This window comes from Roseiterribacter gracilis, from assembly GCA_018332375.1.
Lineage (GTDB): Bacteria > Pseudomonadota > Alphaproteobacteria > BOG-932 > Roseiterribacteraceae > Roseiterribacter > Roseiterribacter gracilis.
In genome coordinates this window covers 4,134,966-4,157,901 of sequence record BOPV01000001.1, presented here as the reverse complement: position 1 = coordinate 4,157,901, position 22,936 = coordinate 4,134,966, and the positions used below count along the sequence as shown (strand labels likewise).

Annotated in this window: 18 protein-coding genes; 8 read left to right on the top strand and 10 right to left on the bottom strand. The window is 63.6% G+C overall.

Translation table 11 applies throughout. The features are described 5' to 3' along the window. Positions 1 to 2 precede the first annotated feature (2 nt). The 4 genes from TMPK1_RS20540 (at position 3) to TMPK1_RS20525 (ending at position 6,100) form a co-directional block, all read left to right on the top strand. The gene (locus TMPK1_RS20540; protein WP_420245482.1) at positions 3 to 3,086 is read left to right on the top strand and encodes an efflux RND transporter permease subunit; all 3,084 of its coding nucleotides are present in this window, start codon (positions 3 to 5) and stop codon (positions 3,084 to 3,086) included. Positions 3,087 to 3,309: 223 nt separating this feature from the next. Continuing rightward, on the top strand, positions 3,310 to 3,825 hold the full coding sequence (locus tag TMPK1_RS20535) for a PepSY domain-containing protein (RefSeq protein WP_420245481.1): 516 nt from the start codon (positions 3,310 to 3,312) through the stop codon (positions 3,823 to 3,825). A 138-nt stretch (positions 3,826 to 3,963) separates the two neighbouring features. Then, on the top strand, positions 3,964 to 4,731 hold the full coding sequence (locus tag TMPK1_RS20530) for a response regulator transcription factor (protein ID WP_420245479.1): 768 nt from the start codon (positions 3,964 to 3,966) through the stop codon (positions 4,729 to 4,731). Next, entirely contained in the window at positions 4,718 to 6,100 is a 1,383-nt protein-coding gene (locus TMPK1_RS20525) for a sensor histidine kinase (protein WP_420245478.1), read from the top strand. Before TMPK1_RS20530 ends, TMPK1_RS20525 begins: the two co-directional genes overlap by 14 nt. A 27-nt stretch (positions 6,101 to 6,127) precedes the next feature. Here TMPK1_RS20525 and TMPK1_RS20520 read toward each other — a convergent pair whose 3' ends face one another. From TMPK1_RS20520 to TMPK1_RS20500, 5 genes are all read right to left on the bottom strand, one after another. Beyond that, positions 6,128 to 8,332 (bottom strand): TonB-dependent receptor, encoded by a 2,205-nt coding sequence (locus tag TMPK1_RS20520; protein WP_420245476.1) that lies wholly within the window; start codon positions 8,330 to 8,332, stop codon positions 6,128 to 6,130. Positions 8,333 to 8,517: 185 nt separating this feature from the next. After that, positions 8,518 to 9,135, bottom strand: coding sequence for an NADPH-dependent F420 reductase (locus TMPK1_RS20515; protein ID WP_420245475.1), 618 nt, complete (start codon positions 9,133 to 9,135; stop codon positions 8,518 to 8,520). A 10-nt stretch (positions 9,136 to 9,145) separates the two neighbouring features. Beyond that, positions 9,146 to 10,024 (bottom strand): hypothetical protein, encoded by an 879-nt coding sequence (locus TMPK1_RS20510; protein WP_420245473.1) that lies wholly within the window; start codon positions 10,022 to 10,024, stop codon positions 9,146 to 9,148. A gap of 459 nt (positions 10,025 to 10,483) precedes the next feature. After that, on the bottom strand, positions 10,484 to 14,689 hold the full coding sequence (locus TMPK1_RS20505; protein ID WP_420245471.1) for a translocation/assembly module TamB domain-containing protein: 4,206 nt from the start codon (positions 14,687 to 14,689) through the stop codon (positions 10,484 to 10,486). Between the two features lie 133 nt (positions 14,690 to 14,822). Next, positions 14,823 to 16,595 carry an autotransporter assembly complex protein TamA gene (locus tag TMPK1_RS20500; protein ID WP_420245470.1) on the bottom strand — a complete coding sequence of 591 codons (1,773 nt, stop codon included), beginning with the start codon at positions 16,593 to 16,595 and terminating at the stop codon, positions 14,823 to 14,825. Between the two features lie 163 nt (positions 16,596 to 16,758). Between TMPK1_RS20500 and TMPK1_RS20495 the strand changes: the two genes are divergently transcribed. Continuing rightward, a complete protein-coding gene (locus TMPK1_RS20495; RefSeq protein WP_420245468.1) occupies positions 16,759 to 17,280 on the top strand; it encodes a hypothetical protein in 522 nt (173 codons plus the stop codon). Positions 17,281 to 17,338: 58 nt separating this feature from the next. On the opposite strand, the gene TMPK1_RS20490 is transcribed toward TMPK1_RS20495, so the two are convergent. Further along, a complete protein-coding gene (locus TMPK1_RS20490; protein WP_420245467.1) occupies positions 17,339 to 17,920 on the bottom strand; it encodes a nitroreductase family protein in 582 nt (193 codons plus the stop codon). A 131-nt stretch (positions 17,921 to 18,051) separates the two neighbouring features. Here TMPK1_RS20490 and TMPK1_RS20485 point away from each other — a divergent pair, with 131 nt between their 5' ends. Together TMPK1_RS20485 and TMPK1_RS20480 are read left to right on the top strand one after the other, a co-directional pair. Then, positions 18,052 to 18,297: a DUF2283 domain-containing protein gene (locus TMPK1_RS20485; protein ID WP_420245465.1), complete on the top strand. Its 246-nt coding sequence runs from the start codon at positions 18,052 to 18,054 to the stop codon at positions 18,295 to 18,297. A 129-nt stretch (positions 18,298 to 18,426) separates the two neighbouring features. Continuing rightward, positions 18,427 to 19,404 carry an aldo/keto reductase gene (locus TMPK1_RS20480; protein WP_420245463.1) on the top strand — a complete coding sequence of 326 codons (978 nt, stop codon included), beginning with the start codon at positions 18,427 to 18,429 and terminating at the stop codon, positions 19,402 to 19,404. 224 nt (positions 19,405 to 19,628) lie between these two features. Here TMPK1_RS20480 and TMPK1_RS20475 read toward each other — a convergent pair whose 3' ends face one another. After that, positions 19,629 to 20,105: an Lrp/AsnC family transcriptional regulator gene (locus tag TMPK1_RS20475; protein ID WP_420245462.1), complete on the bottom strand. Its 477-nt coding sequence runs from the start codon at positions 20,103 to 20,105 to the stop codon at positions 19,629 to 19,631. A 118-nt stretch (positions 20,106 to 20,223) separates the two neighbouring features. Here TMPK1_RS20475 and TMPK1_RS20470 point away from each other — a divergent pair, with 118 nt between their 5' ends. Beyond that, positions 20,224 to 21,099, top strand: a complete 876-nt coding sequence (locus TMPK1_RS20470) for an EamA family transporter (protein ID WP_420245460.1) — start codon at positions 20,224 to 20,226, stop codon at positions 21,097 to 21,099. A 41-nt stretch (positions 21,100 to 21,140) separates the two neighbouring features. Here TMPK1_RS20470 and TMPK1_RS20465 read toward each other — a convergent pair whose 3' ends face one another. The 3 genes from TMPK1_RS20465 to TMPK1_RS20455 all read right to left on the bottom strand — a co-directional run bounded on the left by TMPK1_RS20465 (position 21,141) and on the right by TMPK1_RS20455 (position 22,695). Beyond that, positions 21,141 to 21,641, bottom strand: coding sequence for a hypothetical protein (locus TMPK1_RS20465; protein WP_420245459.1), 501 nt, complete (start codon positions 21,639 to 21,641; stop codon positions 21,141 to 21,143). A 163-nt stretch (positions 21,642 to 21,804) separates the two neighbouring features. After that, positions 21,805 to 22,140, bottom strand: coding sequence for a hypothetical protein (locus tag TMPK1_RS20460; RefSeq protein ID WP_420245457.1), 336 nt, complete (start codon positions 22,138 to 22,140; stop codon positions 21,805 to 21,807). A gap of 138 nt (positions 22,141 to 22,278) precedes the next feature. After that, positions 22,279 to 22,695, bottom strand: a complete 417-nt coding sequence (locus tag TMPK1_RS20455) for a hypothetical protein (protein ID WP_420245455.1) — start codon at positions 22,693 to 22,695, stop codon at positions 22,279 to 22,281. Between the last annotated feature and the right edge of the window lie 241 nt (positions 22,696 to 22,936).

Genomic DNA, 22,936 nt, shown 5'->3' with positions numbered 1-22,936 from the left:
GCGTGTCGGGCAATATCTCAGCGGTCGCGATCAAGCATCCGATCCCGCCGATCGTTCTGTTCATCATTCTGACGTTGGCGGGCCTGCTCGCCTTCTTGACGATGGACATCACGCAGAATCCCGACATCGACGTTCCGATCGTGAACGTCTATGTCAGCCGCCCGTCGGCGGCGCCGTCGGAACTGGAAACGCAGATCACGCGCAAAGTCGAAGACGCGGTCGCGACGATCCAGAACATCAAGCGCATCCGCTCGTCGATCAATGACGGTCGTTCCTCGACCACGATCGAATTCGAAATCGGTACCAACATCGACCGCGCCACCAACGACGTGCGCGACGCGGTTGCACGCATTCGCCAGGACCTGCCGCAGGACATTTACGAACCGCAGGTCCAGCGCGTCAATTTCTCGGGCAACGAAGTTCTGTTCTACGCGGTGTCTTCCAAGAACCGCACCGTCGAACAGCTGTCTTGGCTGGTTGACAATGAAATCAGCCGCGGCCTGCAGGCGTTGCAGGGCGTCGGCCAGGTCGAACGGTCCGGCGGCCTGCAGCGCGAAATTCGCATTCATCTCGATCCGACGCGTTTGATGGCGCTGGGCATCACCGCCGACGACGTCAACAACCAGCTGCGCGCGATGAACGTCGATCTGCCCGGCGGGCGCGGCACGGTTGGCTCGTCGGAACAGACGATCCGCACCCTGGGCTCGGCGCGCAGCGTCGACGATTTGCGCAACACCGAGATCGCTTTGCCCAACGGTCGCAAAGCGCGCCTCAGCGACATGGCGACCGTGATCGACGGCATGTCGGAACTGCGCCAGACGGCGCGGCTCGACGGCGAACCGGTCGTCACCTTCTCGGTCTATCGCGCACCGCAAAGCTCGGAAATCACCGTCGCCAAGCTGATCGAAAAGAAGGTCGAGGAATTCAAAGAGCAATTCCCCGACGTACGGTTCGAGACCGTGTTCCGCGGCGTCGATTTCGTGCAGCACAGCTACGACGCGTCGGTCGAAGCGCTGGTGTTGGGTGCCGGCCTCGCGATCCTGGTCGTCTTGTGGTTCCTCGGTGATTGGCGCGCCACGGTGATCGCCGCAGTGGCGATGCCTCTGTCGATGATCCCAACCTTTATCGCGATGCAGGCGCTGGGCTTTACGCTCAACGGCATCACGATGCTAGCGCTGGCGTTGGTCACGGGCATTCTGGTCGACGACGCGATCGTCGAAATCGAAAACATCGTGCGCCACATCCGCATGGGCAAACGCCCGTACCAGGCGGCGCTGGAAGCGGCCGACGAAATCGGCCTGGCGGTCGTCGCCACCACGATGACGATCGTCGCGACCTTCTTGCCGGTGTCGTTCATGCCCGGCATTCCGGGTCAGTTCTTCAAGTCATTCGGCATCACGGTCGCGGTCGCAGTGATGTTCTCGCTGCTGGTCGCGCGCCTGATCACGCCGCTGATGTCGGCCTATTTCCTGGCGCCGGCGCAGAAGGAGCACGGCACGCCGAAATGGATCGACAAATATCTGCACCTGCTCGACTGGTGCCTGGCACATCGCCTGAAGACGATCGGCATCACCTTGGCCGTATTCGGCCTGTCGATCTTTCTCGCGACCAAAATCCCGCAGGGTTTCATCCCTGACCAGGATATCGGGTTCAGCCAGTTCGAAGCCGAGTTGCCGCCCGGCGTGACGCTGCAAGAAACCGACGCGCTGATGCAGCGCTTCGCCATGATGTTCAAAGCGCAGCCCGAAGTGCGCGCCGTCTGGGCGGTCGCGGGTCGCGGCGGCGACATTCGTCGCGGTCGTGCGCTGGTGTTGCTGAAGCCCAAGAGCGAACGCACCCGGTCGCAAAAAGACTTCGAACGCGCCATGGCGCCCGAGCTGCTGAAATTCCCGGGCGTGCGGTCGGGCTTTGCTTCGACCAGCGGCGTCGGTGGCAAAGACGTGCAGGTCGTGCTGGTCTCGGACGATGGTCAGGCGCTCGAACGCCATGCCGACAAAGTCATGTCCGAGATGCAGAAGCTGCCAGCGATCGCCAACATCATGTCGACCGCGGCGCTGCAGCGGCCCGAGCTGATCATCAAGCCGAAATTCGATCGCGCCGCCGAACAAGGCGTGTCGGTTGCGTCGATCGGCCAGGTCGCGCGCATCGCAACCCTGGGCGATATCGACAGCAACACCGCCAAGTACAATCTCGGCGAACGGCAGGTGCCGATCCGCGTGACGTTGGATCCGTCCTGGCGCACCGATCTCGACACGATCGAAAATCTGCGCGTCCGCACCTTCAGCGGCACGACCGTCCCGTTGAAGTCAGTGGCCGAGATCGTGATGGGATCGGGTCCCAGCCAGATCGACCGGTTCGCGCGTTCGCGCAAAGCCGAGATCCAGGCCGACTTGGCCAAAGGCGAACTCAGCGACGCGTTCAAGCAGGTCAACGATCTGCCGTCGATCAAGAATCTGCCGCCCGGCATTCGCAAAGCGAATATCGGCAACCAGGAAGAAATGGGCGTGATGTTCCGCGGCTTCATGGTTGCGCTTGCGACCGCGTTGTTGCTGAACTTGGCGGTGCTGGTCTTGTTGTTCCGCAACTTCTTCCAACCGCCGACCATCCTCGTTGCCTTGCCGCTGTCGCTGTGCGGCGCATTGGCGGCGCTGATGTTCTCGAACCTGGCGCTGTCACTGCCGGCGATGATCGGGATCCTGATGCTGATGGGCATCGTGACCAAGAATTCGATCCTGCTGGTCGAATACGCGATCGTCGCGATGCGCGACCACGGCAAGTCGATGCACGACGCGCTGATGGATGCGGGGCACAAGCGTGCGCGTCCGATCGTGATGACCACGATCGCGATGATCGCAGGCATGATCCCGATCGCGGCTGGTTGGGGCGAAGATGGCGACTTCCGTCAGCCGATGGCGATTGCGGTGATTGGCGGCCTGATCACGTCGACTGCCTTGTCGCTGGTCGTGATCCCGGTCGTGTTCACCTATATGGACCAGCTGCAGAACTGGCTCGCACCCAAAATGGGACGCATCCTGACGCCGAAAGACGGGCACACACGTCCGCACGCGGTGCAGGCTGGCGACTAAAGGTTCCCGCATTGCTGCTAAGATAAGAGCGCGTCTTCGGACGCGCTCTTTTTTTGTGCCTGTATTCGACAGTTCGAAAGCGTCGAAACGAATTGCGCGCAAACGCATTTCTAGCGTGACGACCCCTGCCTTTCTTTCACCTTGGCATGGTCACGCGAAAGACGTGACGCGATCCCACATGGGATGCGGTCCCGAAGTACGATCACTCCAGGAGATAAATTCCATGCGTTCGACCAAGATTCTTACTGCGACCGCGATTGCTTCTCTGCTCATCGGCAGCGCCGCCTTTGCGGGCACCAAAGAAGACTTCGCCACCGTCAGCAGCGCCAAGCATTCCTTGGCCGATGCGATTGGCGCGGCGGAAAAAGCAGCCGGCGGTAAGGCGACCGATGCCAAGTTCGAAACCGAACATGGCGTCAGCAAGTACGAAGTCACCGTGGTGCAGAACGGCAAGCGCGACATTCTGAATGTCGACTTGACGACCGGCGCCGCCGTGAAGGGTTCGGAAAAGAACGCCAGCTCGAGCAAGCAGCAGGACGCGCAGACGATTACGGCGGCGAAGACTGGCCTCGCCGCAGCGATCGCAACTGCCGAACAGCAGAGCGGCGGTAAGGCGCTTGAAGCCAGCCTTGAAAAGGAAAACGGCAATCCCGTTTACGAAGTGAAACTTGCCAACGGCGACAAGACCCAGAAGGTCAATGTCGACGCCAGCACCGGCAAGATCGCTAGCGCGAAGTAAGTTCGGTTCGCCGGCGCTTGGATCTCCAGGCGCCGGCATCCGACTAGCGGCTCGGTAAGGATTTACCGTCGCGACAGAATCGCCCGTGCGGCTGGGCCGTTCATACGTTTGTCAGGATCCCGGCGCGACCATCCGCACATGCCCGCACCGCATTCCCCCACATCGCGCGCCGCGCGCGCAGTCCCGGCCGTTCTCAAGACCGAGGACCGTCTCGACGACGTCACATCATCGTCGCCCGTCTTCGTCGTCGAAGACGATCCCAACCTGACGGAATTGCTGCGCTCGCATTTGACCGAGCTCGGCTTCACCACCGAAGCGACCGCCAGCGGCCACGCCGCCCTGGCGCGACTTGCGGTCGGCCCGTGCGCGATGGTGCTTTTGGATCTCGGCCTGCCCGATCTCGACGGTGTCGCGCTGCTGACGGCGCTGCGCGCGCGCGGCGACGCGACGCCCGTGATCGTGCTGACCGCACGCGACGCGATTGAAGAACGCGTCGCAGCCCTGGCTGCGGGCGCCGACGACTATGTCACCAAGCCGTTCGAAACCGACGAGCTGGTTGCGCGCATCCGCGCCGTGCTGCGCCGACACGATGCGCACATCAAAGATACGCTGCGTCTCGGCGGCATTCAGATCGAACGACCCGGCGGCGAAGTCTTCGTCCGCGGCCGCCGGCTGCATATGGCCCCGCGCGAAGCCTCGCTGCTTGAAGTTCTGCTGGGCGGTGCGCGCCGCGTTCTCTATCGCGACGCGTTGATGCAGGCGATCTTCGGCGACGACGAGGCCGGCTTCAACGCGCTCGAGGCGCTGGTGTCGCGGCTGCGCAAACGCCTCGCCGACGTCGATGCTGGCATTGTCATCCACACGGTGCGCGGCGTCGGCTATCTTGCCACGGATGACATTGAATAAAGCCACCGGATCGGTCGCCCCACATTCGATTGGACGACGTCTCGTCCGCGACCTGGCGATCGTTTATGGGCTGACGCTGTCGCTATCGGTCGGTGCGTTCATGGCGATGATCTGGCGCGGCGGCAACGTCGAAGCCGACCGCGACCAAGGCCGCATCACGAATATCATCAGCGCCGCCGTCGCACGCGACCAGGACTTTACGCTGCGTCTCAACCAAACCGCCGACCTGATCGAGTTCTGCGCCGACAATCCGCATTTCCGCTATCTGGTGATCGACGCCAAAGACGGCACGGCCGCCATCGGCTCATCCCCCGACTTGATGCCGCTCGCCGAACGCGGCCTGCGTGAAGTCGAATTCGCCGAACTTGACGTGCCGCAGCCCCATCGCGGCCTCACCTCGGCGATCCTGGTCACCGCCGACACGCCGGCCGGACGCATGCGCGTGATTACGATCGGCGCCCACCACCAGCTCTACGACGTGCTGCACTGGATCTGGGCCGAGCTGGAAAACGAGCTGCTGCCCATGATCATTCCGATGGTCGTCTTCTCGCTGGTCCTGTCACCCTGGATCGTGCGCCGCGGCTTGCGTCCGCTGCTACAGCTCGAACGCGAAGCCGAAGCGATTTCGCCGACCAACCTCGAACAGCGTCTCAACGTGGCCTCGGCGCCCAACGAATTGCAGGCGCTGATTCGCGCCGTGAACGGAGCGCTGGAACGAGTCGATGGCGGCTTCCGCAACCAGCGCCGTTTCATCGCCAACGCGGCGCACGAACTGCGTACGCCGATCGCGGTGCTGCGCGCGCGTCTCGACCAGATTGCGCAGCCGCGGCTGGCCGCCGAACTGAAACAAGATCTGCGGCGCATGACGATTCTGGTCGACCAGCTTTTGTCGCTGGCGCGACTGCAGACGCAGCAGAAACCGCTGGAACGGTTGGAGCTGGTGGCGCTGGCGCGCAACGTCGTCGCCGAACTGGCGCCGCTTGCGCTGGCGCGTGGATCGCAGATTTCGCTCGAAGCGGGCGATGCACCGGTCTTCGTCGCGGGCAGCGAAGACGGCTTGGCGGCGGCCTTGCGCAACGTCGTCGACAATGCGCTGCGACATGCCGGTAGCGGCGGCTCGGTTGAAGTTGCGGTCAATCCAAGCGGATGCATCGATGTGCGCGACACCGGTCCCGGTGTCAGCGACGCCGATCGCGCGCGAATTTTCGAACCGTTCGAACGCGGCCTGGCGCCGGTCGGTACTGGTTCAGGCCTGGGCCTCGCGATCGCGCGCGAAGTGCTGGCGCTGCATGACGGAAAAATCGAAGTCGAGAACGGAACAGGCGGCGGCGCCGTCTTTCACATCACGCTGCCGGTGCTGGCAGCGTGACGTGTCGCGAAAGACGGCGCCCCGTTTCTAGAAGTTGATCCGGAACTGCGCTCCGACCAGGCGCGGTTCGTTGACCATGGCGGTCAGGTTGTTGAAGTCGATCGCGCTGACTGGCCGGATCTGATCCAGAATATTGCGCACGAACAGCGCCGCTTCCCAATTGCCCGTGTAGGATTTGTAGCCAAGCCGCAAGCCGCCTTCGATCAGCGACTTGCCTTTGAATTCCTTGGCTTCGTACAGGAAGAAATTGACCTCGCTGCGATAGGCCCAGTCGGTGTAGCCGAAGATTTCTCCCGACGCGCCAACTGGCACCGCATAACGCGCAGTCACGTTCCAGATCCATTGCGGTGCTTGCGGCAACGGATTGCCGTTGATCAGCGCACGCCCCGCGGCATTCAACGGATCGGTGACGGTGCAACCACCGCCGCACGGATCAATCGACAGGCCCGGCGACTGAATCTCGGTGTGATTGTAGCTGAGGCCCGTCGTAAAGGTCAGATGCTCGGCCGGTGCGGCTTCGAATTCGACTTCGAACCCGTAACCGATTGCCTTGTCCGCATTCAGCAAACGCGCCGAGTTGTCGGCGCCGCCGACCGCGGTCAACTGGATGTTGCGCGTCAACGCGTAATACCCGGTAAGATCGAGATGCGCCTTGTTGTTGAACAAGGCCGTCTTGATGCCCGCTTCATACGAGGTCGTGACCTGCGACTTGGCGGTCGAGATCGTGTTGCCGAAGCCGACGCGATCCTGAATCGCCGGCCCGAGATAGCCGTTCGACACACGCGCGAACAAATTGACCTCGGGTCCGAGCTTATAGGTAGCGCTGACGTCCCAGGACGGTTTGTCGTCGTTGACGTTGGTGGTGCGGTTGAGACGCCCCAGCCCGACGCTGTTGACCTGGCGATCGGTGACGTTGGTCTTGTCGTCGCTGGAGACGCGCACGCCGGCGCGCAAATTTAGCTGATCGGTCGCCTGATATTCGACCGAACCGAATAGCGCCTTGGTTTCGTTCTCGTCCTTGTGCGCGACGACGTCGGTGATCTTGCCGCCGAAATCGTAGCTCAGCTCGCTGATATAGAGATCCTGGTGGAAGTAATAGGCGCCGACCTGAAAGCGGAACTTGCCGATCGGGTCGAAAGCAAGACGCAGCTCCTGGCTGAATTCGCGCGGCACTGCACCGGTCGACGTTTCGACCGGGAACGGAATAAAGCCGGGGCCGAACGGCGGCGCGAAAGATGCGCCGAACCCGCCGTCAATGTCGCCACGGCTGAACGTGTTCGACCGTTCGTATCCGGTGACCGAATGCAGAGTCGCACCTGCGAATTTGTAGCTCATGCGCAGACCGACGCCGTAGCTGTTCAGCGTCTGCTTGTTGTCGCCGTCCTGCGCCACCTTGTCGATGTCGAACCCGTCGACGAAATCGTTGGAGCCCTTCTTCAGAATATTGGCGCGGAACAGGCGCGCGGTTCCGTCCAACTCGCGCCCGTGAATGTTGAGCAGCGCGTTGAAATTGTCTTTGGTGAATTCCAACTGCACGCGCCCGGCGGAGTCGTCGTAGCCTTCCAACTTGCGCCGGTATTTCGTCGCCGCGTTGGTGTTGTCGACATAGTCGTCGCGATGTTGCTGGATGAACGAGGCGCGGAATTTCAAATAGGGCGAGATCGGGCCACCCACCGCGCCTTCGGTATTGATCGTCGTATCGGTGCCGATCGACACGCTGCCATAGCCGCTGAACGTATCGCCGGGTTTGGCCGAGTTGAGCACGATCACGCCCGCATTGGTGTTGCGGCCGAACAGCGTGCCTTGCGGGCCGCGCAACACTTCGACGCTGGCGAGATCGAACACCGGAAACGACTTGAGCACCGGATTTTCGAGCACGACTTCGTCATAGACCATCGACACGGGCTGGGCCGCGTTGACGTCGAAGTCGGTATTACCGAGACCGCGAATATAAAAACGCGGGAAGGTGCGGCCGAAGGACGACTCCGCCAGAAAGCTCGGCGTGCGCGCCGACAGAAAGCGAATGTCCTGGCCGCTTGAATTCAAAACGTCAAGCTTCTCGCCCGACAGCGACGAAACTGCGACAGGCACGTCGATGGCGCGCTCGGCGCGGCGTGATGCGGTGACGACGACTTCTTCCAGCGCCGGCGCGGTCTGCGCGGCAACTGATTCAATGCAACCGATCGAAAGAATTGTGCCGGCCAACGCGGCGTGACGTGTGCGACGATTCATGTTTGGACTCCCCGTTTTCCATCGAAAGCCCTCCCCAAGATCCGTTGTCACCCCCGGTTGCTCCGGGGTTCAAACAACGAGCCTATCCAGGTGAAAGCAGTGCGATAGGGGCAAGCCCTGTTCGTCGTGAAATGAAGTGCGTGCTGTGTTCCAGCGGCAACGCACGCAACCGTTAACGGCGCGACTTAGATGTCCAGCGTACGAAAGCGATAGCCGAGTTCGGGCACGTCGCCCTGCTCGTACGCCAACTGCGCCACCAGCAGCGCAAACGATTCGAGTCGTCCCGACAGCGACAACGGCCCGACATGGACCGGATCGAACGACGCACCGTGCGCCAACTGGATCGCGATTTCTTTCGCGTCGTCGTGATCGGTCGCGAACAACACGTCGAAGCGTTTCTTCGAACGCGGCGCCTGCAGCAGCTCGGCCGGGATCGTGTTGAAGATCTTCACGACGCGCGCTGCAGTCCGCTGCGCCAGGGTTTCGCCGCCCGAGAGGCCCGGCACCAGATCGGTGTCGTCGTCATTCATCGGGTTCGAACAGTCGAGCAGCAAGCGACCGTCGAGCGATCCGGTCTGCGCCAGCACCAGATCCAAATTCGGCCAGCGCGCCGCGAACAGAATAACGTCGGCGCTCTCGACCGCGTCGGCGACGCTGGCCGAGGCGGCGCCGATCTCGCTCGCACGCTTGGCCAGCGCCTGCGCGTCGCGCGCGAAGCTCAGCGTGACGGCGTGGCCAGAATCGGCCCAGCGCCGCGCCAACGCGCAGCCCATCGCACCCGCACCGAGGATCGCAATCCGCATACGGTGAAGTTTAGAACTCGCCCGCCGAAAAGCGAATACGCGAAGCGAGGGCCTGGAAATCCCCCGGCTTGTTGAGCTTCGCCGCCGGCTTGGCCGACGGCACGAAGGCGACGATCGCGGCGATGTCTTTGGTTAGCGACGCGGTCTGCGCCGGCGCCTTCGCTTGCAGCTTGTCGCGGCGTGCTTCAAACCAGGCTTTGGTCGCGACGTAAAAGCCGCGTGCGTCCTGATATTCGGTCAGGGCTGCGACTTTGCCGTTCTTCACGCCGTCACCGTATTCGTGCGCCGCCTGGTCCAGCGCTGCGCCGAGCACGCGCACTTGCGCTTCTTCGCTCAACGGGCCGGCTTTTGCTTCGGCGGCGTCGATCCGCGCCGTCACCGCGCCGTACAATTTGCGGATTTCTTCGATCGGCGCTTTGCGCAGCGCGGCCGCGACCAACTGGTCGAGCCCGTCTTTGAATGGCGTCGCGTTGCGCTTGGCGAGTTCGGGTTCGAGCCAGCCATAGAGCTCGACCGACGGATGCGCGAAATGCTGCGCGCCGGTTTCCTTGTCGCCCGCGCCATACAGTTCGAGTCCGACGGCGAGATGTCCGCGCGACAGCAGCAAACGTCCAACAAACTGCTCGTCGGGTTTCGAGAAGGCGAACGCGTCGGTATCAACACCTTCGCCGCCTTCACCCCCCTCGCCCGCGTCCGACGGCATGCTGCCGCTGTCTTTGGTCTCGGGCGCTTTTGCTCTGGCTTCGGGGGCCGGCTTCGCAGCGGGTGCGGCCTGCGCCGCGGCGGGCGCAGCGCCATGCTGGTGAGTCTGCGCGACCGCAGCGTCGAGCGGCGCGACCAGCGCGAACGAACTCATCCCGACCCAAAGCTTCAAGCGACGCGTGGCCATGAAAAAACCCCGGCTAATGGAAGCCGAGGTTCTAAATGAGAATTGGTCGCAACCGCAAGAGCGGGCCTTGTCAGGCTATTTCAGCGACAGGCTGCCTTTGAGCCAGAACTCGGCCTGCAGCCGTTCGAGCTGGGCGTGTTCGGTAGGTGCACTGCGCGAATCGGACCGCATCGCGCCCTCCCGCTGGATGCCAATCCGGGCGACATCGCGCCGATGCAAAGCCGGGTCGAATACCGATGCCACGTTGGGGTTCCTCGAAAGCACGGCTGAGAAATCCAATAGTCCGACGGCTAAAACATGGCGGCGTGGCGGGTTGTTCCGCAGGTGCGAAGCGACATGCGGGCCTGCCCGCCTGTCGTCCCCGCGAAGGCGGGGATCCACGGTTCCGTAGGCTTGATAGTCACAGTCATCCACGACCGTGGATCCCGGCCTTCGCGGACGCGACGACGCGACGCGTCGTCAGTAATCCCGCTTCCATTCGATGCCGACGCCGGTGCCGCTTTGGCCCGCGCCAACCGTCGAGGTCGCGTTGATCGATGGCGTGATCTCGATTTCGACCTTGGCGCGGGTTGAGGCGCTGCTGCCGGTGCCTTGCTCGACACCGAGATAGACGCCGTCGGCAACGTAGCGTCCGCCCGACACGGTCGTGCCTTTGCTGCGGGCCGCGTCGCCGGCGCCGACATCCAACCGGTCGAGTCCCATCCCTTGTCGGATCTTGTCGAGGAAACCTGGCCCGCCACCGCCCGCAAGTTCGCGCGCCGCTGCGGCAAGCTGCAGCCCCTGGATCGGCGAGATCTGACCGACATTCTTGCCGAACAAAACGCGCGCCAGAACTTCGTCTTGCGGCAAAGCCGGATCGGACGAGAACGCAATCTTGGGCGTGTTGACGCGACCCGAAATCGTTGCGCGCGCGGTGATGTCGTTGGCGTTCGCTTCGGCGACGATGTCGAGCAGCGGATCGACTCTGGCGCCGCCATCGAATTCGACCACGCCGCGCGTCAACGCAAAGTCTTTGCCCAGCAGCGCCATCTGCCCGCGTACCACTTCCAACTTGCCGCGCACATCCGGCGACGCGGTCGAGCCCGCAATCTTCACGTCGCCCTTCCATTCGCTGTCGAGCCCGCGGCCGCGCACATAGGCGCGTCCCGGCACGACGAGTCCAAGATCGAGCGCGACCGTGAAGACCGGCTTCTTCACGCCCGGCGCTTGCGCGCGTTTGCCTTTGCGGCTGTCGATTTCAATCACTTCGATGGTCGCAACCGAGGCCGGCAGTTTTTCCGGAATGCGCAATTCGGCGTCGGGCCGTACCTGTACCTTGCCGTCGACGCGCGCGGCGATGAACGAGCCCGTCATCGCAAGCTCGCCATCGACCGCGACATTGGCGTCGTCGCGCTTGGCGACGCGAAATCCGTCGAGCGCCAGATGGAAATCCAGGCTCGGCGCTGGCATCGCAGCCAGGTCGATCGCGCCGCGCGCGCCGACTTTGCCGCCGGCACCGTCAGTGCCAGCGAAACGCGTCAGAGTCAGATGCTCGCGGTCGCCCTGCAATTCGATTTGCGCGTCGCGCAGCTCGGCGCCGGAATCCTGGTTGAGATAGCGCCCATTTGCGATCGCGACGCGCCCACCTGCCAGCGGCCGCGCAACCGTACCGTCGACATGCAGATCGACGTCGTAGCGGCCTTCGACCCGGTCTTCGCCGATCGGCAGCAAATCGGCGACGTCTTCCAATGTGCCGCCGCCCGCAAGCCGCAGTGCCAACGCGCCATCCTGCACCAGCCCGACCTTGTTCTGCTGCAGATCGACCAGCATCGGCGCGCGGCCGGTCAGCGCCAGGCGCGCACCAGTTGGACTCGTTGCAACACCGTCCAAACTCACGACGCGGCGCGCGAGGTTTGCGTCCAACGCGATCTGCAACGGCTTGGCGTCGGGCCGCAAAGCCGCGGCGAGATTCAGATCGCGCAGCGCGACATGCAGCTTGCCGGTGGGATCGCTGCGCGCACCGTCGAGCGACAGATCGGCCTCGATCACACCGCTGGCGCCGCGCATCTCGCCCAGCGCCGCCAAGGTCGCAACGCGCAAGTCGCGCAGGCTTGCTTTGGCGGCAACGCGCGCGCCCGCAACCAGCGCCGATGCGTCGAGCTGCGCCGTGCCCCATTTGAGCGACAGCGTGTCGAGACGCATGCCATCGCCCTGCTGTGCCAAGGTAGCGGTGCGCGTCAGGATAAGTTTCTGCCCCGCCACCTCGCCGTCGAGGCGCGACAGAGTCAGCGCGCGTGCACCCGCCGTCATGCGCAGCCCGCCGCCCAGCGCGAACTGAAATGGCTTGCCCGCATCGCCGCTCGTATCGAGCGCGATCGTCACGCGCTCGGGTCCCGCCGGCGTCGCGGTCGCGCGCAGGCGTGTCACCGCAATGTCGCCCAGCGCAGCTTTGTCGATTTGCAGATTGGCGCGCCCGGTCGGCGCAGTCGCAAGCCCGGTCAGATCCGCATCCAAGGTTGCGCGCTGCACGCTGGTCGTGCCGACCGACAACGCATCGGCACGCGCAGCAATGCGTGCTCGCTGTCCGTCGGTGGCGCGCAAGGTTACGTCGGCGGCTGCACGCCCGGTCATCGTCATGCCCAGCAACGGCGCCCACGCGGCCAGATTGGGCGCGTCGAGCTTCACCGTGCCGTCGGCGCGTCCAATGTCGGCGATCAACAGGTCGGCATCGAGCTTGGCGCCGCCACCGGTCGCGTGCGCGACGAGTTTGGTTGCGTCCTGCTGCCGCTTGGCGTCGGCGATGAGACGCGCCGCCAGCGCCTTGCCGTCCAGCACCGCTTCGACATGACCGGTCGGTGCACTGACCGCGCCCTCCGCGTGCGCAGTGACGTTGGCGGTTCCATCCAGACCCGGCCGCACCTTCGCCATATCGGCGACGTGCAAGGTCACGTCGGCATCGATCTGCTCGCCTTGCAGCGTGCCTTTTGCGCCCAGCTTCATCTGCGGCGACGCAAGCTCGACCGAACGCGCGGTGATACGATCACCCGCTTTGGTCGCGTCGAGCGTGACGTGCAGGTTGGGCCCCAGCAACGCATCGAGCGCGGGAATGCCAATCGTGAGATGTTGCGACTCGCCGCGCATCGTCGCGGTCAGTTCACCATTGCGGCTCGCCGCTGTGCCGTCGAGCGACAGCGCGCCGGTCAATGGACGACCGACGATCGGCGCCAAGGTCGTCAAATCCGCGACGCGCAACTTCGCGGTGCCGTCAGCACCACCGCCGCGTGAGGTGCCGTTGGCGTCCAGCTCGACGCCGAGTCCGTTCAGATGCAGCCGGTCGAGTTGGATCGAGGCGAGATCGCGATCGGCGTTGCCGGCTGCGTCGAGTACGAGATCGCCCTTCGACGCGCCCAGCGCCATACCGTTGGCGCGCAACTGCGCCGTGCCGGCAAAGCGCCCGTCACTCGCGCGGCGGTCGCCCGCAATGTCGGCCACCAACGTGTCGATCCGCGCAGCGCCGGCTTCGACATTGGTGCCGTCGATATGTGCGGTGATGCGCGGCGCCGCACCGGTGCCGGTGAATTTCGCCTCGACGCGCGCACTGCCCGCCAGCGGTTCGCCCGCGACTTCGCTGAACGCGCCGAGATTGGCCACTTCGACCGTCAGCGTGCCCGCAATCGGCTTGTCGCCAGGCGCACCACGAAACGCGCCGCTCAGTTTCAGCGAAGGCGCCGCGATGCTGCTCGGCTCGATCGCCAAGGTGCCGTCCTGCAGCAACCGCACCGCCATGTTGATCGACGCCGGCCCGCCGAGCAGTCGCGCGATGCGTTGGTCGAACACCACGCCCGGCGTCGCACTACCGGCAATGCGCAACAAGCGATCACTGCCGGCTTGATCAATCGCAAGCGAAACATTGAGCCGCGCCGCGTCGACGCTTTTGCCGGCTTCGACGCCAAGCGTGCCACGCCACTGCGTGTCGGGCCCATCGCCGAAGAGCATCAGCGTGAACGGCTTCGGTGCGGCATGACCGAGATTGCGCTGCAGAACGCGCCCGGTCGGCTCGGTGATCACAAGCTGGACTTCGCTGCGCCCATTCTGATGGCGCGTCATCAAGCTGACGCGACCCGGCGATCCGTCGCTGCGATCGAGCGCCAATTCCGCGTCGGCTTCGGCATCGACGCGCACATGGCCCGACAATTTGTACGTCGCCGCTTCGCCCAGGAACGGCGCGCCGAGCGCGATCACGGGCACCGACAACGTATCGACCGCAATCGCGACCGGCAGGTTCGGCAACAGGAACTTGATTTCGCCGGGCGCTTCCTGCGTCGCCGACGGCGCCGGCGGGCGCACAATGTCGATGCGCGCAGCGGTCAAGTTGGTCAGGCGTGCACGTCGCGACAGCAACGCAGTGCCAACGATGTCGAGTTCCACGTCTTGCGCAGTCAGCCAGACACCGTCGCGATCGCTGAGCGACAGACGCTCGATGCGCGGATGAAACGGCAGACTGCCGCCGATCCGTCCCAACGTGATTTTGCGATCGGGCCCCTGGACCAAACTCGCCAGCGACGCACCGACGACGGAGCGACCCCAGTCGGTCTGCAACCAGATCCAGCCGCCGGCGACGAGCAGCAGCGGAATGGCAACGATGACACCCGCGACCCAGGCGGCAATTTTCGCGGGGCGGGTCATTGACGAACACCGCTTCGTTCGTCACCCCGGCGAAGGCCGGGGCCCACGGTTCGCCGGGTACGGAACGGCTCCGTGTTGCCACGCCGGTGGGTCCCCGCCTTCGCGGGGACGTTTTGAACATGCGTGTGCATGTTCAAAACGCCTGCCCCAACGACACGTACAATTGGAACGCGTCGTCCTGGCTTCGTTTCTTCAACGGCACGGCAATGTCGAAGCGCACCGGACCAAACGGCGTGTAATAGCGCGCACCGATGCCGGCGCCGGGCAGCAGGTCGTTGAAGGTCGGGAACGAGTCCGGATAGGCGCGACCCGCATCGACGAAGGGCACGATGCCGATCGTGTCGGTGACTTTGACGCGCATCTCCATGCCGAACTCGACCGACGACAGGCCGCCGCGCGGATCGCCGAACTGGTCGAAGTCGCCGGCCTTTTGATAGCCGTAACCGCGCACCGATCCGCCGCCGCCCGCGTAATAGCGTTTGTCCTTGGGCAGATCGTCGAGCCCGATGCCGCTCGATCCAGCCACGGCACCAAACACGGCAAAGATGTAGCGGCCCTTGTCGTCGAAGCTGCGATACCAGCTCGCATTGAGCTTCGCCTGCACGAAAGCGGGCAGTTTCGACACGCCGGGTAGATAGGGCGTGACCGTCAGTTGCGCACGATCGCCGCGCGTCGGGTTCAGCAGATCGTCGGCCGCATCGCGCTTCACGAACATCGGCAGACCGACCAGCGTGTAATTGCGCGTGCGGTCTTTCTCGTCGACACGGCCGCGTTCGAATTGCGCGCCGCCGCCGACCGACAATTGCTTCGAGAATTTATACTCGGCGCCGCCGAACAATTTGACCCGGCGCGAGTCGTACGCGTCGACCAGCTCGCGCGTCACCGCAATGGACGCAATCGCGTCGAGATTCTTGATGCGCAGTATGTCGGGCTTTCGGTAGTCGGCGGTCAGCCCGTAGAGATTCTGACCGAACTCTGCGGTCAGCCGCAGCTTCTCGGCACCGCCAAACAGATTGCGGTGCTCCCACGTCGCCTTGGCGGAAATGCCGTTGGTTGAATCGTACTGCGCGCCCGCCGACACCGAACGGCGCAGACGTTCGGTCGTATCGACGATGATCGGCGTCTCACCGTTCGCAAGCACCGCTTGCGGTTTCAGCTGCACGCTGCCGAACAGCGACGTGTCGACCAGCGCGTCGCGGCTCGCTTCCAGCTCGCGCACGTCGTAAGGCGCACCTTCGGCCCAGGTGACGCGGCGTTCGACATAGGCGGGATCCAACCGGTCCAGGCCGCCGACCAGTGCGGGACCGAACAGCGCGTACGATCCAGGTTCGATCTTGACGCTGAGTTCCATCGACCGGTCGGCGTGATCGACGATGGCGGTGCGGTCGACGATCTTCGCAAACGGATAGCCGTTCTCTTGGTAGATGCGCGTGATCTTTTCGTCCTGCGCCACGATCGGTGCAGCGGCGGCAACATCGCCGACCTTCACGCCGAACGTGCCGACCGGAAACCGGTCGTCGAGCGGCGGACGTTTGTTGTCGTCGGTTGCGATCGTCAGCGTCTTGATGTGATAGGGCGCGCCCGGTTCGATTTCGACGATCACCGTGCGTTTGACGTCGTCGCCCAGCTTGGCGCCAGCAACTGCGTCAGGCTCCAACCGGTAGGTCAATTTCGCGTCGTAGAACCCGAACGAGCGCAGCACGCGCTCCAGCCGTTCGAGATCGCCGTCGGCGCGTCGCCGCAGAGCGGCTTCGGTCGGCGGTTCGTTGTCGTCTTCATCTTCGAGTGTTTTTAGCCGCGATGCGGACTCAACCGCGCTCGCCAATTCACCATCGACGCCATGGAATTTGGTTTCGTACGCCAGCGCTTGTGCTGCGCGCGGTGCAAAGACGCAGAGCCCTAGCAAAAGCAGGGCGAAGACAGGTGCGAGTGGAATGCTAAATCCCCGGATGCGTGCAGTTGTCGATGAACAAATGCTCGATCCGCACCGTTCCTCTCGTACGCGGAACGAAGACCCAAGCGCATCGTTTGGGCTGTGAATTCCGTTACGCCCCACCAGGAGATTCTCAATGACCAAGTTTGCAAGCATCTTGGCAGCCGCCGGCCTGCTGGTCGCGTTGCCCGCCGTCGCCCAGACCAATAGCGCGCAGCCGCGCACCACCACGACCGGCCAGGCACCCGCCACCGCGCCGTCGCTCAGCGACTCGAACAACACCAGCGACAAAGGCGCCGCGTCCTCGCCGTTGGCGAACACGCAGGGTGCCACGACCGCAACGACGACCAACCGCAGCGGTTCGACCGGCAGCAGCGCGCCGGCGATGGGCGACGCCAATTCGACGCTCGACAAATCGGCCAAGTCCGACAAGTCGCCGCTCGCCAATACGCAAGGCTCGACCGGCGCGTCCAGCGACAATGCTGCGACCGACGACACGACGGCGAAGAAGTCCACCAAGAAGACGACCACCAAGCACAAGCATGTGCAGAGCTCGTCGGCCGACGATCACATGGCCGACCAGTTGAACGCGCGCGTGCTTGCGGGTGACATGCCGCAAGGCACCAGCGGTTCGTCGATGCCGACGACACGCGAATAACCGCCGACGCGGTTTCGCAGCAACGGCGCAGCGAGCGATCGCTGCGCCGTTTGCATGTTCAGAGCGCGACAGGACCCGTCCAACGTTCCGTCGCCTGCGCCACCGTTTTGCGCGGGCGATCGTCGGGCGTCGAGGCGGGCGTGCCGACGAAAATGAATCCAGCGATGTCGTCGCGCGGATGGCCCAACGCCGCTTTGACTTGCGTGTCGTACGCGGGCCAGCCGGTCAGCCAGTTGGCGGCGAAGCCCATCGCGTGCGCGGCCAGCAACAGGTTCTGGCACACCGCGCCTGCCGACAGGATCTGTTCGAATTCCGGAATCTTGTGGCCGGCCTGGCGCGCCGACCAGACGATCAACAGCAGCGGCGCCTGTTGCGGCCGTTTGCGTTCCATCTCGATCTGTTCGGGACGCGGGTCGGGATAGGTCTCGGCGAACAGGCGCGCATAGAGATCGCCCAGCGCCGCCTGCCCCGCCTTGTCGACGATCTGGATCCGCCACGGGCCCAGCTTGCCGTGGTCGGGCACGCGCAGCCCCGCTTCCAACAATTGCTCGAGCTGGGCCGCGTCCGGGCCGGGTTCGATCAGGTCGCGCGCGGCCACCGAACGGCGGGTTTGCAGCAGCTTGAGCGTGGCGTTGGTCACGAGAGATCTCCGTCCGGAATTCGTAGATATGTCGGCGATGTGAACGGGGGGGAGCGCTTAACCCGCAATTCAGCCGTATCCTTGAGCCTGATTCGGGCAAGAACCAAAACCACGAATCGAGGGAGGCGCCCATGCGCATCGAGCGCAACGTGGCGATCGACAATTGCTACATCCGGATCAGCGACGCGCCGGCCGAAGAAGCCCGCATCCTGGCCCCGCATCTCGCGGTCGATCTCGACCATGACGGCAACGTCGTCGGTTGGGACGTTTACGAGGCGTCGGAAAACGAAGAACTGATCAGCTTTCTGTCCACCGCCCTGCCCGAAAGCGCGCTGGTCGAAGCGTTGGAACGTTCGGAAGCGCGTCTGGCGGCGTAGGCCGCCAAAGAACAATCACGGCGTAGCTAAGGCAAAGGCGCGCCCGCGCCTTTCTCAGCATCGCAATCGCGGCCGCAAACCTTCGCGATTGTCTTCAGCCCGGTCTCTGCAGGTCGCAGGATCGGGCGCATGGACTACATCAATCTGGGTCGCAGCGGCTTGCGCGTGTCGCGCATTGCGCTCGGCTGTATGAGTTTCGGCGTAGCAAAGCGGCGCTGGTTTCTCGACGAAGCGCAAAGCCGCCCGTTCTTTCGCCGTGCGATCGAACGCGGCATCAATTTCTTCGACACCGCCAATATGTATGGCGACGGCGCCAGTGAAGAAGTCACCGGCCGTGCGCTGCGCGAATACGGCAAGCGCGACGAGATCGTGCTGGCGACCAAGCTCTATTTCCCGATGCATGGCGGCGCCAACGCGCAGGGCCTGTCGCGCAAGTCGGTGCTGACGGAAATCGACGCGTCGCTGCGGCGGCTCGGTACCGACTATATCGACCTCTACCAGATCCACCGCTTCGACGAGACGACGCCGGTCGAAGAAACCATCGACGCGCTGCACGACACGGTGCGTGCGGGCAAGGTGCGCTATCTCGGTGCATCGTCGATGCAGTCCTGGCGCTTCGCCAAGATGCTCTATGTCGCCGACCAACAACGCGCGCCGCGCTTCGTATCGATGCAACCGCATTACAATCTTCTCTACCGCGAAGAAGAGCGCGAGATGCTGGGCCTGTGCCGCGACGAGGGCATCGGCGTACTGCCCTGGAGCCCGCTTGCGCGTGGCCGTCTGGCGCGGCCGTGGGCGACGCAAAGCTCCGCGCGCAGCGGTGACGATCCGTGGGGTGACGGTCTCTATGCAGCGACGGAAGCGTCCGACCGCAAGATCGTCGATCGCGTTGGCGAGCTCGCCGCTGCGCGCGGGCGCAGCCACGCGCAGATTGCGCTGGCGTGGTTGCTGCACCAGCAGGACGTGACTGCACCGATCGTGGGCGTGACGAAGATCGAACAGTTGGACGAAGCGATCGATGCGCTGGCGGTAAAACTCAGCACGGACGAGATCGCATCGCTGGAAGCGCCCTACACGCCGCGTGCGGTGGTGGGGTTTGGGCGGTAGTTGCGAGTCATCAATCCGATGAACCACCACGACGCCACGAGCGCCAAGGTGCACCACGAGAGCGAGCGTACAACCGCAGCTTTGTCGCAAGATCAGATTGGATTTCCTGACGCGCTTTGCGCGTCGATAAAACCTTGTCGCCATGCGACGCGCCCGCGCCGCCTTCTGTGACTCGTGGTGCCCCGTCGTGTCCGTGGCGTCGTGGTGGTCTGCCCGGCTAGTGACTAGTCGGCAGAGCGCAGCAGCACCGGCATGCGCCGCTTCACCGGCGACGACTGGATCACCGACGTGTTGGTTTTGCCGTAGGGCAGGAACCGGTCGATCAGCCGCTCCAGTTCATCCACCGACGTCAGATAGGCTTTGGCGACGAAGCAATCGTCGCCGGTGACGCGGTCGCATTCGACGATCTCGGGACTCGCGGTCAGCAATTCGACCACGCGTTTCAATTCGCCCGGCAGCGGCTGCACGCGCACATAGACGGCGAGCGGGAAGCCGACTTTTTCGGCATCGACCTCGGCGGCGTAGCCGCGGATCGCGCCGGTATCTTCCAACCGCCGCACGCGTTCGCCGACGCTGGGCGACGACAGGCCGACTTCGGCTGCCAGGTCTTTCATCGCGATGCGGCCGCGCGTCGACAGGATCGACAGGATCTTGGCGTCGATCGCGTCCAGCTCGCCATTCACATAGCGCGTGCGTTTCATGGCCACCTCAACATCGAAGGAAGAATAGAACCGCCGCCTCGCCAAGCAAAGCAGATCGCGCGAACTCGCCTTCGCCATCCCATTCGAACGCGCAGCCCGGCCTTCTACCTTCGCGCCCATGCAAACCAGCAGCAGCAGCGCCAACCAGACCATGTCGCGCGCCGCAACCGTCGTTCCACCGCATGCGTGGTTCGCGGTCAGCGCCGTCTTCCACTATCTCGGCCCGTCTTTCGCGGTGCTGTTGTTTCCAGCCGTCGGTGTGCTGGGCGTCGCCTGGCTGCGCATCGCATCGGCCGCGCTGATCTTCGCGCCGATCACCAAACCGTGGCGCGCGCTGCGCACCGCCAAGAACCGCACCCTTCTAATTGCCTGGGGCGCGACTCTGGCGGCGATGAATTGCAGCTTCTATCTGGCGCTGTCGCATTTGCCGATCAGCCTGGTCGCCGCAATCGAGTTCGTCGGCACGATCGGGCTGGCGCTCTACGGCGTGCGCAGCCAGCGCAACTTCGTCGCGTTCGCGACGACGATCGCGGGTGCGTCGATGCTGATCAACGCGACCTGGTCGAGCGATCCAATCGGACTCGCTTGGGCGTTTCTGAACGGCGTGTTGTTCGTGATCTATGTCGCGCTGGGTCACCGCGTCGCGCAAACCGGTGCGGGCAGTGGCATCGAAGCGTTGGGCGCAGCGATGACGGTCGCGTTCGTCTTCGTGTCACCGATCGGTTTCAACGACGCGATCCACGCCTTCACCGATCCGACCCTGCTCCTCGCCGGCATCGGCGTTGGTGTCTGTTCGTCGGTAATCCCCTATGTCTGCGACCAACTCGCCATGTCCCGCCTACCGCGCGCGAGTTTTGCGTTGCTGCTGGCGTTACTACCCGCGAGTGCCACGATCATCGGCGCGATTGTGTTGGCGCAGATTCCGAGTGGGCGTGACGTTGTGGGGATTGCACTTGTGATGGCGGGGGTGGCGGTGCATCGGCCGGGGCGGTAAGCAGCCTGCGTTGCACCCGCCGACCGGGCAGAGGGCCATGTTTATTTGACGAAACTTCCAATAAGCGCGCGCAGGCGAACTTGTATCTCCGGCCAATCCTGCAAATGCGTTTCCGAGAACCGGACATCTACGGCGACGCCATGCATGTTTTCTCCAAACGTCCGGCAAAAAGGCTGCGCGCCCGCATCGGCGCCGCAAGAAAGAAAAGCCCCACCGTCTCCATCATCGATAACGTACAGTCGTTCGACATACGGCGCTGGACTTCGCACGCTGAAAACCTTGAAGCCGCTCGGGCCAACGCCGGCTTCGTGACATCGCGAATTACCGCATGAATTCCGAAGCAACTGCGCCGGCGGCGGTGCTAAATCGCGACTAAGATAAACTAGCGCCACGTCGAGATTCCCCAATGGCGGCTGCCCGTATCTCTTCGACGGGTCCTTCACAGCCCAGACCGTCGGCAGCTCGACAGCAAGTATCACCATGTTGTCGCTGACGACGGGTTGCTGATGCGAAATATATTCGACTGGAATCACGAGCGGCACGCCAAGTATTCGAGCTCGCACGTTAGCCGGCTGCTCAGATGCCAGACACGGCGCAGATGAATACGCTAAGCCTGACACAACCATCGTTAGGGCCAAAAAGCTCTTCATTGCATTCGCCCGCCCGCGTTGCCTCCACCGAACTTCGATGCGTCGAACATCTAGTTCACTGATACAGCTCGAAACGAAGCGTCTCGAGTGATCGCTTCTTTAGGAAGACACTCGGTCCTCCGCCTTCGGCGTCGTTGGGAGGTGAGTACGTGACTTCCCACTCCGTTCCCGCATCAAGAATGACGACCGACCAATCGTCTTTGCGGAATGTAGGGAAAGCTCTTGCTATGCGAGCCTCAGCCACGTTTGCGACCTGCTTCTCTTCCCGCGACTGAGGGGCGTGGAACGGCAGAGGCTCATAGCTATTACGAAGATTCTCGATGTGAATCCACCGTTCGCGCTCCGCTTCCGCGGTGCTGACACACGACGCGATCGCGAGCAGCGTTAGCATCGACATTAGGTGCTTTATGGCTGGCTCCCAAAATCTCGCTGCAATCCAGTCACGGCACGTCACTAGGTTCTAGGCGCGGCATCAGTAACTTCAGCCTCGTGGGCCAGCCACGTAATGTCGACCGGCCCACGATTGATCTCAAGCGTTCGATTTGTCTGGCGTTTCGGTCCCGTTGGCTGCTTCCGCCTGCAGACGTTCGAAATCGGCTTCGACGTTGCGCAGATAGGACCACGGCTCCTGGTCCGTGCGCGGCGATGGTTCGGTCTGGCGTAGCGCGACGGTCAGTTTGGCGATCGCGCCCGCGAGCGACTTGGCCTTGATGCGGAAGATACCCTGCGCCAGCCCCTCGACCTTGTCGCCCTGGGCGTCGCTCAGCTTCGCCGCGTCCAGGAACAGACGCTTCGCCTCGCCCGCATGTTCGGGCGTTGCATCGAACATCGCGCGTTCGCGCTTGTTGGTTTCGCGCAGCAACGCTTCGAGCTGTTCACGGTCCTGCCGCCACACAGCACACAGGATCAACGCGGGATCTTCGGTCGCTTTGGAGGGCGCCGTCATGTCCGCACCTGCGCCCGGTTCGCGGCCAGAGGATGCGGGGTTCTGCAAGCGGGCAAAGGTCGAGTATTCTCGGAATCAACCATGATCCAAGCTCCGTTTGGTTTGTGGCCAGGCCGGGCGAGGTGTCTCTAGCACTTCGTTCGGCCGCCTTCTGCGAGAAGGCGCTGGAAGTATATTGCCGGTATGGCGAAATTCAAAAGGAAACTTGGTGAGTTGTGCGCTTGAATCCGCACGGATAGCT

What these genes read in the sequence shown, in the direction of transcription:
- TMPK1_RS20470 (WP_420245460.1), top strand. Translation starts at nt 20,224, where the DNA reads ATGCAAACCAGCAGCAGCAGCGCCAACCAGACCATGTCGCGCGCCGCA.
- TMPK1_RS20455 (WP_420245455.1), bottom strand. Translation starts at nt 22,695, where the DNA reads ATGACGGCGCCCTCCAAAGCGACCGAAGATCCCGCGTTGATCCTGTGT.
- TMPK1_RS20495 (WP_420245468.1), top strand. Translation starts at nt 16,759, where the DNA reads ATGACCAAGTTTGCAAGCATCTTGGCAGCCGCCGGCCTGCTGGTCGCG.
- TMPK1_RS20520 (WP_420245476.1), bottom strand. Translation starts at nt 8,332, where the DNA reads ATGAATCGTCGCACACGTCACGCCGCGTTGGCCGGCACAATTCTTTCG.
- TMPK1_RS20505 (WP_420245471.1), bottom strand. Translation starts at nt 14,689, where the DNA reads ATGACCCGCCCCGCGAAAATTGCCGCCTGGGTCGCGGGTGTCATCGTT.
- TMPK1_RS20510 (WP_420245473.1), bottom strand. Translation starts at nt 10,024, where the DNA reads ATGGCCACGCGTCGCTTGAAGCTTTGGGTCGGGATGAGTTCGTTCGCG.
- TMPK1_RS20485 (WP_420245465.1), top strand. Translation starts at nt 18,052, where the DNA reads ATGCGCATCGAGCGCAACGTGGCGATCGACAATTGCTACATCCGGATC.
- TMPK1_RS20525 (WP_420245478.1), top strand. Translation starts at nt 4,718, where the DNA reads ATGACATTGAATAAAGCCACCGGATCGGTCGCCCCACATTCGATTGGA.
- TMPK1_RS20460 (WP_420245457.1), bottom strand. Translation starts at nt 22,140, where the DNA reads ATGCTAACGCTGCTCGCGATCGCGTCGTGTGTCAGCACCGCGGAAGCG.
- TMPK1_RS20535 (WP_420245481.1), top strand. Translation starts at nt 3,310, where the DNA reads ATGCGTTCGACCAAGATTCTTACTGCGACCGCGATTGCTTCTCTGCTC.
- TMPK1_RS20530 (WP_420245479.1), top strand. Translation starts at nt 3,964, where the DNA reads ATGCCCGCACCGCATTCCCCCACATCGCGCGCCGCGCGCGCAGTCCCG.
- TMPK1_RS20480 (WP_420245463.1), top strand. Translation starts at nt 18,427, where the DNA reads ATGGACTACATCAATCTGGGTCGCAGCGGCTTGCGCGTGTCGCGCATT.
- TMPK1_RS20475 (WP_420245462.1), bottom strand. Translation starts at nt 20,105, where the DNA reads ATGAAACGCACGCGCTATGTGAATGGCGAGCTGGACGCGATCGACGCC.
- TMPK1_RS20515 (WP_420245475.1), bottom strand. Translation starts at nt 9,135, where the DNA reads ATGCGGATTGCGATCCTCGGTGCGGGTGCGATGGGCTGCGCGTTGGCG.